Here is a 12,255-nt window from a genome sequence, read left to right as displayed (position 1 = left end):
TGTGAGGAGGAGAAGAGATGGATAAAAAATTGTTGCAATTTCTTGCATTTTGTACCATTTGCGTTATATCATGGGTGTTGGTGCAAAGCTCATTTATGGACCAATATGTAAAAGGTATTCCAAATGGAACTGTCGCTTATGTTACAAATACAAATGATGAACTGTACCAACAAATTGAACAAGCAGCTAAAACATATAATCAAGAGCCTGTAGACGCTGTTATAGATAAGGTGTGGAAGAAAACACCCGGATACAATGGCATTCAGGTCAACATTGAGAAATCTTATAAAAAGATGAAAACTAAGGGTAAATTTCAGGAAGCTCAACTCATTTTCAAAGAAAACAGCCCTAATGTTCATTTACAAGACTTGTCACCATCGCCAATATACCGTGCGAATCCAAATAAACCCGTTGTATCCTTTATTATTAATGTAGCCTGGGGTAATGAGTATATTGAAGGAATGCTGGACACTTTAAAGAGACATAAGATTCATGCTACATTTGTATTGGAAGGACGCTGGGTAAAGAATAATCCGGATCTAGCCAAGCGGATAGCAGCAGCCGGTCATGAATTAGGGAATCATTCATATACTCATCCAAATATGCAACAATTATCAGCTGCGGCTGCCGAGAAAGAAATCAGCGAAACAAACCGGGTCATCCAGGAGGTAACAGGATATACTCCTAAGCTATTTGGACCTCCGAGCGGAAGTTTTAATGATCGTACAGTTAAGGTTGCAGCAAGTCTTGGAATGGAAACCATATTATGGACAGTTGATACAGTAGATTGGAAAAAACCCACACCGGAAGTCTTAACAAAAAGGGTCCTTGACCACATACATAAAGGTGCGCTTATTCTTATGCACCCAACAGAATCAACATCAAAATCAATGGATATATTAATCAAGAACATTGAGAAGGAATATAAAATTGTACCTGTCAGTGAGGCATTCAAAGAAGAACGTATAAGTCCCTGAAGACTTTCCTGCCTTTATTTTGGCGGGAAAGTTTCTCTATGCTATAAAAATGTATACATATTGGGTATGGTAATAAAGAGGGGCATCATGAATAGGAGGAACATTTGTTGATAAAAAAATATACTTGTCAAAATGGGGTCCGTATCGTATTGGAAACAATCCCTACTGTTCGTTCAGTGGCGATTGGTGTTTGGATTAAAACCGGTTCCCGAAATGAAGATTCCTTAAATAATGGAATTTCGCATTTCTTGGAGCATATGTTTTTTAAAGGAACAACAACAAGATCTGCCAAAGAAATAGCCGAATCATTTGATCGGATTGGCGGTCAGGTAAATGCTTTCACCTCAAAAGAATATACGTGCTACTATGCCAAAGTATTGGACGATCATGCACCTTATGCGCTGGATGTTCTTGGTGATATGTTCTTTAATTCTACATTTGCTGAAGAGGAATTGAAAAAAGAAAAAAATGTAGTTTGCGAAGAGATTAAGATGTATGAAGACACACCTGATGATATTGTTCATGATATTTTAAGCCAGGCTGTTTACGAAAAACACCCGCTTGGTTACCCTATTTTAGGTACAGATAAAATTCTTGATACCATTAATTCAGAGACATTGAAACAATATGTCTATAATCACTATACACCTGATAAAGTGGTAATCTCGATTGCAGGAAATGTGGATGAGAGTTTTATCAAGCAGGTTGAAGGTTTATTTGGAAGCTATGAAGGCGGTACAGCACGTCCTGAATTGGAAAAACCAACTTTCCATACCAATAAGATTGTCAGAAAAAAAGATACCGAACAAGCCCATTTATGTCTTGGGTATAACGGTTATGATATAGGCAATGAAAATATTTATAGCTTAATCACTCTGAACAATGTACTTGGAGGATCTATGAGCAGCCGTTTATTCCAAAATGTGCGAGAAGAAAAAGGGCTTGCTTACAGTGTCTATTCCTATCATACCTCCTATCAGGATAATGGTATGGTGGTTATTTATGGTGGAACAGGGGCAAATCAAGTTCATCAGCTTTATGATACAATACAGGAAACTCTTACTGAATTGCGTAATTACGGCATTACTGCCAAAGAGCTTGATAACTGTAAAGAGCAGCTGAAAGGAAGTTTGATGCTAAGCTTAGAAAGCACAAACAGCCGAATGAGCCGTAACGGTAAAAATGAGCTGTTATTGGGTAGACATCGAACTCTTGATGACATAGTTGAATTAATCGATGCTGTTTCGCTTAACAGCGTAAATCAGTGTATAGAAGATATTTTTACAGACTCCTATGCAGCAGCTTTATTGGGTCCGCAAGATGAGTGGAACTTAGATTAAAAAATAAATCTCTGGCAAGCTGGCGTGAACATCCATTGGATTTTGCGCCGGCTTGTTTTTTTGCGTGTTTGGAACAACTTTTTCTTCTAAAAGGATGTCACTCATTCATATAGTGAGATTAAGCAGAATGTGATAGGAGTGTCCTAAAATGAAGCTGAGCGAATTAAGTGGCAAAGAAATTGTGGATGTAAAAAAAGCAGAACGATTGGGCGTCCTTGGTCAAACTGACCTTGAGATCGATGAGTTAACCGGACAAATAACCGCCCTTTTAATCCCATCTGGAAAATGGTTTGGTTTTAGAAAGAATGGTGATGAGGTCCGTGTGCCATGGAGTCAAATAAAAAAGATTGGTACGGATATGGTCATCATTGATATTCCTGATGGAAATTCAATAAAGGAAACTTAAAAAACGCCGAAGGGCGTTTTTTTTTTGTTTACCTCGTTTTTATCACGTCTGGTTCCTGTATTTCATACTATGGGTTGTATGAATTGATCTTTAAAAAATAAAGAAGGTGAAAATCTTCCATGCTCACAGGAATGAATATTGCCGTTCTTGGTGGAGATGCCAGGCAGCTTGAAGTGATTCGAAAATTAACCGAGTTGGACGCAAAGGTATATTTAACAGGTTTTGAACAGTTAGCACATGCATACACGGGAGCAGTAAAGGAAAAACTGGAAGATTTGCCGGTAAAAGAGCTGGATGCGATTATTTTGCCTGTTGCTGGCACAAATATGGAAGGTAAGCTGGATACCATTTTTTCAAATATGCAAGTCATCCTGACAGAAGCTTTTTTAAAGGAGACACCGGAACATTGTACAATCTATTCCGGTATAAGCAATGATTATTTAATAAATATAACGAAACAGGCAAACCGTAAACTAGTTCAATTATTTGAACGAGATGATGTAGCTATTTATAATTCTATTCCCACAGTAGAAGGTACCATTATGATGGCCATTCAGCATACAGATTTTACGATACACGGATCAAATGTGATTGTTCTTGGATTAGGAAGAGTGGGAATGAGTGTGGCACGTGCTTTCCATGGACTGGGGGCCAAAGTTCAAGTTGGTGCCCGTAAATCAGAACATATAGCCAGAATAGAGGAAATGGGGTTAACTCCCTTCCATTTATCTGCGTTGGAATCTGTGGTTGAAAATGTGGATATTTGTATTAATACGATTCCTCACAAAATCATTACCGCAGGAATTATTTCAAGGATGCCGTCCCGAACGTTGATTATTGATTTGGCTTCGAAACCGGGCGGAACAGATTTTAGATATGCAGAAAAACGTGGAGTTAAAGCCATATTAGCACCAGGGTTACCCGGTATAGTGGCCCCAAAGACAGCCGGTCAGATTATTGCAAATGTGCTGGGACAGTTATTGTTGGATGATTTAGGAAATGGAAGGGAGACACCATGATGGATGTTAAGGGGATGAGAATAGGGTTTGGATTGACAGGATCGCACTGTACGTATGATGAAGTATATCCACAAATTGAAAAGCTGGTACATGCAGGAGCCGAGGTTGTCCCTGTTGTCAGTTATACTGTTAAAAATACCGACACAAGATTTGGCAAGGGAGAGGATTGGATAGCAAGAATAGAAAAACTGACAAACAGAAAAGCGATTGATACCATCGTCGATGCGGAGCCTTTAGGTCCCAAATATCCGTTGGATTGTATGGTGATTGCACCCCTGACAGGTGTTTCGATGAGTAAATTTGCAAATGCACAAAATGATTCACCCGTTTTAATGGCTGCAAAAGCTACACTTCGGAATCATCGCCCAGTTGTTCTCGGTATATCGACAAATGATGCCCTAGGTTTAAATGGTGTGAATTTAATGAGACTCTTAAGCACTAAGGACATATACTTCATTCCATTTGGCCAGGATGATCCTGAAAAAAAACCAAATTCTATGGTTGCCCGAATGGAAAGTCTCGTGGAAACGGTGGAATATGCTCTTGAGGCAAAACAAATCCAGCCTATTATCATCGAAAAATACAGAGATTAAAGTGCATGATTTAAAAAAAAGATATCTTATGATATATTTTATAGAAGAATATATTCATTGTTCTGAAAAGAAGGTTGCTCCTTTTATAAAAAATATATAAATAGCTATGACAGCATATCTTATTATTTCTAGTAGTTTACATGAAAATAAATACCTAATTTTATAGGAAGGGGTAACAAACATGAATGAAAAAAAATTACACGTAGCTGTAGTCGGGGCTACTGGTGCAGTTGGACAGCAAATGATTGACACTCTTCAAAAAAGGAATTTCCCTATTGGGAAGATAAGTCTGTTATCCTCTTCTCGTTCAGCAGGTAAACAAATCGAATTTAATGGAGAGACCATAACAGTACAGGAAGCAAAGCCAGAGAGCTTTGAAGGGGTAGACATTGCCCTGTTTAGTGCTGGCGGAAGTATATCTAAAGCATTAGCTCCTGAGGCTGTTAAAAGGGGTGCTATCGTTGTGGATAATACAAGTGCCTTCCGTATGGACGAAAATGTTCCGCTTGTAGTTCCTGAGGTGAATGAGGATGATCTTCGTAAGCATCAGGGAATCATAGCTAACCCTAATTGTTCGACAATCCAAATGGTAGCAGCACTTGAACCAATCAGGAAAGCCTATGGACTTAAAAAAATTATTGTTTCCACTTATCAGGCTGTTTCTGGAGCGGGTGCAGCAGCTGTTGAGGAATTAAATACGCAAGCAAGCGATATTTTAGCCGGTAAGACTGTTAATCCATCTATATTACCTGTTAAAGGTGCGGAAAAACATTATCAGATAGCTTTTAATGCTATTCCTCAGATTGATGTTTTCGGTGAGAATGGGTATACATTTGAAGAAATGAAAATGGTAAATGAAACGAAGAAAATTATGCATTTGCCGTCACTGCAGGTAGCAGCAACATGCGTTCGCCTTCCAATCGCAGTTGGTCATTCAGAATCCGTGTATATAGAAATTGAAAATAACGGTGTCAGTGCTGAGCAAGTAAAAGAAATATTACTAAATGCTCCTGGAATTGTCCTTCAGGATGATCCCGCCAATCAAGTCTATCCAATGCCGGCAGATTGTGTTGGGAAGAATGAAGTTTTTGTTGGGAGAGTAAGGAAAGATTTGGACGAAGATGCCGGGTTCCATATGTGGGTTGTTTCCGATAACCTATTAAAAGGGGCCGCCTGGAATTCTGTTCAAATTGCAGAGAGCCTTATTCGATTAGGGCTAGTGTAATTATTGAAATGATAGGATATCTTGGCCTTCTTATTTTCTCTAAAGTAGGAAGGCTCATTTTGGGGTGTAAAAAGTGAAGATCATCATTCAAAAGTTTGGCGGTACCTCTGTAAAAGATGCAGAGAGCAGAGAGTATGCGTTTCAACATATAAAAAGAGGTATAGGCAAAGGGTACAAAATAGTGGTTGTTGTATCTGCAATGGGAAGAAAAGGTGATCCATATGCAACGGATTCCTTACTTTCACTTGTTAATGAAAAAGGAATGTACTTGGGGGAACGTGAGCAGGACTTGCTATTATCTTGCGGAGAGATAATCTCAGCGGTTGTATTTACCAATATGCTCTTAGAAAAAGGAATTCGAGCGACTGCCTTAACTGGCGGACAGGCCGGTTTCAGAACAAATAATGACTATACAAATGCAAAAATAATGGAAATGAAGACCGATAGACTGATTGATGAGCTAGGAAAATCAGACGTTATCGTTGTGACTGGTTTTCAGGGTATTGCTGAAAATGGCGATATTACAACGATAGGGCGCGGCGGCAGTGATACATCTGCTGCAGCCCTTGGAGCTGCACTGAAGGCAGAGTATGTTGACATTTTTACGGATGTAGAGGGAATTATGACAGCTGATCCCCGTATTGCGGAACAAGCCAGACCGCTGTCAGTAGTAACCTATACAGAGGTATGTAACATGGCCTACCAGGGGGCTAAGGTCATTCATCCACGTGCTGTTGAAATTGCGATGCAGGCAAAGGTGCCGATGCGAATCCGTTCAACCTATGCTGAAGGTGAGGGTACGCTGGTTACAGGTCATCCGAAACACCGTCGAGGCAGTGATATACAGGAACGTCTTGTTACTGGTATTGCCCATGTAAGCAATATCACTCAGATAAAAGTAAAGGCTAAGGAAGATCAGTATGATCTGCAGGCGGAAGTCTTTACAGCGATGGCGAATTCAGGCATAAGCGTTGATTTTATTAATATTTATCCAAATGGTGCTGTGTATACTGTCTCCAACAACGATGCTAATAAGGCAATTTCGGTATTACGTGAATTAGGATATGAGCCTGGTATCCAATCAAACTGTGCCAAAGTGTCTGTCGTTGGAGCCGGGATAACGGGAGTGCCGGGAGTAACAGCGAAAATTGTTACTCCATTATCAGAACGAGGCATACAGATTCTGCAATCCGCAGATAGCCACACAACGATATGGGTATTAGTTAAAGAAGAAGATTTAGTAGAAGCTGTAAATGCTCTTCATAATGCCTTTAATCTCCATTTAATGGACGATGATCTGTTTGAATGGGAAGAACTTGCGGAATAATAAAATATAAGATTGGAAGTGGAAATATGGGTCTTTTTGGACGCGTGTCCACCGCGATGGTTACACCTTTTGATAATAAAGGAAATATTGATTTTGGTAAGACTGCAAAACTCATAGATTACTTAATTGAAACAGGCACAGATTCACTGGTGGTTTCAGGAACTACTGGTGAATCCCCAACCTTGTCAACAGAAGAAAAAGTGGCATTATTTGAATATGTCGTGAAAATTGTAAACAAACGCATCCCTGTGATAGCAGGAACTGGCTCAAATAATACGTATGCGTCCATCCATTTAACAAAGAAGGCGGAAGCGGCCGGTGTAGATGCGATTATGCTTGTAGCGCCTTATTATAATAAACCAAACCAAGAGGGGCTATATCAACATTTCAAATCTGTGGCGGATGCTACTACTCTGCCGTGCATGATTTATAATGTGCCAGGCAGAACGGTGACGAATATTCATCCGGAAACCGTTATTCGCCTGTCAGAGATTCCGAATATTGTTGCTGTAAAAGAGGCCAGCGGTAATTTAAATGCAATGACAAAAATTATTGCCAACACACCGGATGATTTCGATTTATACAGTGGAGATGATGGTTTAACTTTACCTGTACTTTCAATTGGAGGAGCAGGTGTGGTCTCGGTGGCCTCCCATATAATCGGACGTGACATCCAAAAAATGATTGAACATTTCTACGCTGGTGAAATGGCTGAGGCAGCCCAAATGCACCAGAAATTACTGCCAGTCATTGAGGGGTTATTTTTGACACCAAGCCCAGCTCCTTTAAAGACAGCCTTGCAAATCAAGGGTATGAGCGTTGGGTCTGTTCGTTTGCCTCTTGTACCAATGAATGAAGTTGAACGGAACACATTGATAAATCTATTAAATACATTAAAATAATGCTTAGTTTGTCTGTTTTTAGAGTCTGTTGAGGATAAGCCAATCCAATGCGATTGGCTTATCTATCTATTTAGTACAATTTTATACATATTCTTTTTTATACATGTTTAGTTAGCATTGAAGATGTCTGCTTTTTTTGTTATGCCTATAGCAAACAAACAGCAGTGTATATATATTATGAACCTAAAGAAAAGCATATTTTCAAAAAAAGAACGATAGTCGGAATTCATAGATAAATCTAAAAAGATGATGTCAGTGGCATGCCGATACACTATCGGTTATAATGGATTCAACTGGAAAATGGACGAGTAGTTGATAACAGGAGGAACAATAAATTGGTTAAACAAATTAGACAGAAGATCAAAGTAATTGCATTAGGCGGAGCAGGAGAGATTGGAAAAAATATGTATCTCGTCGAAGTAGACGAAGATATATTTGTGCTGGATGCCGGGTTAATGTTTCCGGAAACCGAAATGCTTGGAATAGATGTAGTAATTCCAGATATCTCTTACCTTATCGAAAATAAAGAAAGAATTCAGGGGATTTTTCTATCCCATGGTCATGAGGATCATATTGGTGCACTCCCTTATATTATTGAGGAATTGGATGCACCGGTTTATGGTACAAGATTGAGCATAGAATTAACAAAATCCAAAATCGCAGAAATTAACGAAAATTTAAATGTTGACTTTGAAGTAATAGATTCAAATACATCCCTGCGTTTTTCTTCTGCAAGAATCACATTTTTCAAAACAAATCACAGCATTCCTGATTCTGTTGGAATCTGTATTGAAACAAAAGATGGTGCAATCGTTTATACGGGTGATTTTAAATTTGATCAGGCTGCCCAGGGACTTTACAAAGCGGAAATTGGCAAAATGGCAGCAATCGGTGAGTCAGGAGTTCTCTGTCTATTATCAGATAGCTCAGGAGCAGAACGGATTGGATTTACACCTTCTGAATCCCTTGTTGCAAGAAATATGTCTGATGAATTTTACAATGCAAAAGGCAGAATTATTGTAGCATGCTATGCATCTAATCTTAACGGTCTACAGCAAGTGTTCAATGCTGCGTTTGATAATCATAAAAAAGTAGCGGTTGTCGGTAAATCTATGGAAAAAGTATTGGAAATTGCCTTGGAATTTAATTATTTGGATGTCCATGAGGATGTGTTGATTCCGATAACTGAGATCGACCAATATGAAGATCGTGAAATAATTATCCTTGCGACTGGATTGCAGGGAGAGCCATTTGAAGCACTGCAAAAAATGGCTAAGCATGGTCATAAACAAGTTAATATTAAGCAAGGTGATACTGTATTATTGGCGGCTAATGCTGTCCATGGCGGAGAATTGCTTATGTCCAGGACTATCGATTTATTATTTAGAGCAGGTGCAAAGGTAGTAGCTGGTAAAAATCAAATCCATGTATCGGGCCATGGCAGCCAGGAAGAGCTAAAAATGATGCTTAACCTCATGAAACCGAAGTATTTTATTCCCATCCAAGGTGACTATAAAATGCTAATTGCTCATATGCGCATTGCAAAATCAATTGGCTTTAACCAAAATCAAATCCATATACCAGAAAATGGTGAGGTTATTGAAATAACAAATGACTCGATTGAAAGCGCTGGAAAAGTGACTGCTGGGAATGTTTTGATTGATGGAAGTGGCGTTGGTGATGTAGGAAATATTGTCTTGCGTGACCGCCGTTTGCTATCTCAGGACGGAATTCTAATTGTAGTTGTGACTTTAAGCCGTGCGGATAAGAGTATAGTAGCAGGTCCTGAAATCATATCACGTGGATTTGTGTATGTTCGAGAATCAGAATCATTAATGGAACAATCAACAAATATTGTGCGTGAGATTGTAATCAAAAATACTTCTAAAGACCATTTTGACTGGGCCGGAATGAAACAGGAAGTCCGTGATAGTCTAAATCATTATTTGTTCGATAAAACAAAAAGACGCCCAATGATTTTACCAATTATTATGGAAGTGTAAAAAAGGACGTAAATGGCTATCCAGCGGATAGCCATTTTTCTTATTCGGGTAAGTTCCTGGTGAAAAAGATAGGCTAGTTTATGAATTAAAGAAGAATGGGAGAGTGATACATAGTGATTACATTTGAACGCGTAACAGAAGAGAATTTATATATAGCAAAAGAAATGATGGATTCTAATTCTTCCTATTTTGATAATGAGTACGGTATATCGAAAAATAGGGAGGAAGTGTTAAAATTATTGACTTCAAACCAAGGTGATTATTTGATTAAAGCCGAGGATACGTATATTGGACTAACTGCTTTTATGGAGCATAAAGAGGAGCAGCTCGTTACGATTAATCTGATGATCATTCATGCAGATTACCAGGGATTTGGTTATGGTACTACAGCCTACTATGAATTGGAGGATCTATTTATCAAGCGTGGATTTAAAAAAACTACACTGAATGTGAGAAGTGATAACAACAGAATCAAATTATTTTGGGAGAGAAATGGGTATACAGCTAGTGAACAAGATACAAGTAATGAGAAAGATAGGGTTCATTACGAAAAGCATCTAGTTTAGTTTTAAGGTTACAGGCGGCTTGTTATAGAAAAGCCGCTCTGTTTTGTTTCTGCTCACATTTAAGACTGATGATATGGAAGTAATTTCACCAATCAAAAAAAATAAAAAAAATTTAAATGAAAACGGTTTATTCTCTTAGAAATGGGTATTATATAAATAAGAAAGGAGGAAACAATAAAGTTTAACACTTCAGGTGACTCAATCATATAGTGTTCGTTCCGTAAAAGGAAGCTTAAGTAATAAGAGTGAACGATATATGATCGAAACTATTTCTAAAAGGATTATGTGAATCTTAAACAAATGTGATAATGTGGTTTAATTCTAATGGTGAATTCTTAGGAAATTAACTCAAATGGGGAAGGATTGAAAGACAGATTTATACTGGATAGTAAGAAGTTTCAGTATAAAAAAGTCCAGATATGTTTAACCAAAAGCCTTTCACCGGATATTTTTCAAAAGGGTGGAGTTAATAATAATAGGATTCTTACCAAATGAAAAACCAAAAAAGGCAAGGTGATGGTCACAATTGGATAAGAGTGGAATGGTTGTTTAGTTCCACATAATCAGGATTGATTGAAATGGAAAATCGGGTATGAGTAACCAATAATTGAATATGCAGTGTGTTTTCAAGGTAAACGTAAAAGGTGTAAAGAAACCTTTATAATGCGGAACTAACACACTTCAGCTGAAAAGTTTGTACAGAAGTACCGGGCAGTAAAAAGTTATAATCAGCTGATGCATGGTTGAGTCTCCTAAGGTGTTAAACGATTGTTTCTCCTCAAGAATCCTAAATAAGGATTCTTTTTTTTGTATGTACTAAGTGCCCCTCAAATTGAATGGAAATGATTCCGCTGTACATACTAAAGGGGAGAGCGTTTTTGTAGAGGGGGATTAAGAGTGGATAAAAAGTTAGAGGTACCTCATGAGGAAAAGCCAGTGGATGATAATAAGGGAGCTCCCAGTGCACTTGTAGATAAGATACAAGCTTTGGGACAAACCAATGTGCCGCAGTTGCCAAAAGATTCAACCATCCATTGTTTAACGATTATAGGGCAAATAGAGGGTCATGTACAATTACCTCCACAGAATAAAACAACAAAATATGAACATGTTATTCCACAGCTGGTGGCAATAGAACAAAATCCTGATATTAAAGGGTTATTGGTTATCTTAAATACCGTTGGGGGTGATGTGGAAGCAGGGCTTGCTATGTCAGAAATGATTGCTTCTCTATCAAAGCCGACTGTATCTATCGTTTTGGGGGGAGGTCATAGTATCGGCGTCCCTATTGCAACTAGCTGTGACTATTCTTTCATAGCAGAAACAGCTACTATGACAATTCACCCTATTCGTCTTACAGGACTTGTAATCGGAGTACCCCAATCATTTGAATATCTTGATAAAATGCAGGATCGGGTTGTGAATTTTGTGGTCAAGCACTCAGACATTAATGAAGACACATTTAAGGATTTGATGTTTGCGAGAGGAAATCTTGCGAGAGATATTGGAACAAATGTAGTGGGGGAAGATGCTGTGAAAACAGGTTTAATTGATGAGGTTGGCGGAATCGGTGCAGCGATTTCAAAGCTTAACGAGATGATAAGAGAAAAAAGTGACTCTTCGAAAGGAGATTAAATATGACTTTTTATACAATTATGCCTTTGGATACTTTGATGTATGAAGAATTATATCAAGCCAGTCATGAAATGTTTAAGAAGGATGGTATTCCGTTTATTGGTGAAAGATTACCTAATGGAGCAGTAAAGGTTAACCGGATTATCAGTACAGATCCGAATGATTACTTATCAGAGACACTTGCGCCAGGAGCGGTAATTAACAACCTGTAATAGCAGTCAGTGTGTATTATTTATGCTATAATAAAGGGTGAACGGGGTAA

Annotated in this window: 12 protein-coding genes; all 12 read left to right on the top strand. The window is 38.4% G+C overall.

Annotated features, from left to right (window positions below):
- The first annotated feature begins 17 nt into the window (after positions 1 to 17).
- The 12 genes from FHY45_RS01470 to FHY45_RS01415 all read left to right on the top strand — a co-directional run bounded on the left by FHY45_RS01470 (position 18) and on the right by FHY45_RS01415 (position 12,205).
- Positions 18 to 977 (top strand): polysaccharide deacetylase family protein, encoded by a 960-nt coding sequence (locus FHY45_RS01470; RefSeq protein WP_139891223.1) that lies wholly within the window; start codon positions 18 to 20, stop codon positions 975 to 977.
- A gap of 107 nt (positions 978 to 1,084) precedes the next feature.
- Entirely contained in the window at positions 1,085 to 2,317 is a 1,233-nt protein-coding gene (locus FHY45_RS01465; protein WP_139891222.1) for a M16 family metallopeptidase, read from the top strand.
- Positions 2,318 to 2,465: 148 nt separating this feature from the next.
- Positions 2,466 to 2,723 (top strand): YlmC/YmxH family sporulation protein, encoded by a 258-nt coding sequence (locus FHY45_RS01460; RefSeq protein WP_139891221.1) that lies wholly within the window; start codon positions 2,466 to 2,468, stop codon positions 2,721 to 2,723.
- 119 nt (positions 2,724 to 2,842) lie between these two features.
- Positions 2,843 to 3,742, top strand: coding sequence for a dipicolinic acid synthetase subunit A (gene dpaA / locus FHY45_RS01455; RefSeq protein WP_066100326.1), 900 nt, complete (start codon positions 2,843 to 2,845; stop codon positions 3,740 to 3,742).
- Positions 3,742 to 4,335: a dipicolinate synthase subunit B gene (locus tag FHY45_RS01450; RefSeq protein WP_139891556.1), complete on the top strand. Its 594-nt coding sequence runs from the start codon at positions 3,742 to 3,744 to the stop codon at positions 4,333 to 4,335. Before dpaA ends, FHY45_RS01450 begins: the two co-directional genes overlap by 1 nt.
- Positions 4,336 to 4,516: 181 nt before the next feature.
- On the top strand, positions 4,517 to 5,560 hold the full coding sequence (asd, locus tag FHY45_RS01445; protein WP_066100321.1) for an aspartate-semialdehyde dehydrogenase: 1,044 nt from the start codon (positions 4,517 to 4,519) through the stop codon (positions 5,558 to 5,560).
- 73 nt (positions 5,561 to 5,633) lie between these two features.
- Positions 5,634 to 6,887, top strand: coding sequence for an aspartate kinase (gene dapG / locus FHY45_RS01440; protein ID WP_139891220.1), 1,254 nt, complete (start codon positions 5,634 to 5,636; stop codon positions 6,885 to 6,887).
- Between the two features lie 26 nt (positions 6,888 to 6,913).
- Positions 6,914 to 7,789 (top strand): 4-hydroxy-tetrahydrodipicolinate synthase, encoded by an 876-nt coding sequence (dapA, locus tag FHY45_RS01435; protein WP_066100317.1) that lies wholly within the window; start codon positions 6,914 to 6,916, stop codon positions 7,787 to 7,789.
- A 335-nt stretch (positions 7,790 to 8,124) separates the two neighbouring features.
- Positions 8,125 to 9,792: a ribonuclease J gene (locus FHY45_RS01430; RefSeq protein ID WP_139891219.1), complete on the top strand. Its 1,668-nt coding sequence runs from the start codon at positions 8,125 to 8,127 to the stop codon at positions 9,790 to 9,792.
- Positions 9,793 to 9,905: 113 nt separating this feature from the next.
- Complete coding sequence (locus FHY45_RS01425) at positions 9,906 to 10,358, top strand: GNAT family N-acetyltransferase (protein WP_139891218.1); 453 nt, start codon at positions 9,906 to 9,908, stop codon at positions 10,356 to 10,358.
- A 936-nt stretch (positions 10,359 to 11,294) separates the two neighbouring features.
- Positions 11,295 to 11,993: a ClpP family protease gene (locus FHY45_RS01420; RefSeq protein WP_373925464.1), complete on the top strand. Its 699-nt coding sequence runs from the start codon at positions 11,295 to 11,297 to the stop codon at positions 11,991 to 11,993.
- A 2-nt stretch (positions 11,994 to 11,995) separates the two neighbouring features.
- Positions 11,996 to 12,205 (top strand): YlzJ-like family protein, encoded by a 210-nt coding sequence (locus FHY45_RS01415; RefSeq protein ID WP_139891216.1) that lies wholly within the window; start codon positions 11,996 to 11,998, stop codon positions 12,203 to 12,205.
- Positions 12,206 to 12,255 lie beyond the last annotated feature (50 nt).

It is taken from the genome of Bacillus sp. D386 (assembly GCF_006346415.1).
Note: the sequence above shows the minus strand (reverse complement) of the source record. Positions and strands in the feature narration are given on the sequence as shown.

Excerpts from the sequence above, each read along its gene's own strand:
- FHY45_RS01460 (WP_139891221.1), top strand. The coding sequence starts at position 2,466 with ATGAAGCTGAGCGAATTAAGTGGCAAAGAAATTGTGGATGTAAAAAAA.
- asd (WP_066100321.1), top strand. The coding sequence starts at position 4,517 with ATGAATGAAAAAAAATTACACGTAGCTGTAGTCGGGGCTACTGGTGCA.
- FHY45_RS01470 (WP_139891223.1), top strand. The coding sequence starts at position 18 with ATGGATAAAAAATTGTTGCAATTTCTTGCATTTTGTACCATTTGCGTT.
- dpaA (WP_066100326.1), top strand. The coding sequence starts at position 2,843 with ATGCTCACAGGAATGAATATTGCCGTTCTTGGTGGAGATGCCAGGCAG.
- FHY45_RS01415 (WP_139891216.1), top strand. The coding sequence starts at position 11,996 with ATGACTTTTTATACAATTATGCCTTTGGATACTTTGATGTATGAAGAA.
- dapA (WP_066100317.1), top strand. The coding sequence starts at position 6,914 with ATGGGTCTTTTTGGACGCGTGTCCACCGCGATGGTTACACCTTTTGAT.
- FHY45_RS01450 (WP_139891556.1), top strand. The coding sequence starts at position 3,742 with ATGGATGTTAAGGGGATGAGAATAGGGTTTGGATTGACAGGATCGCAC.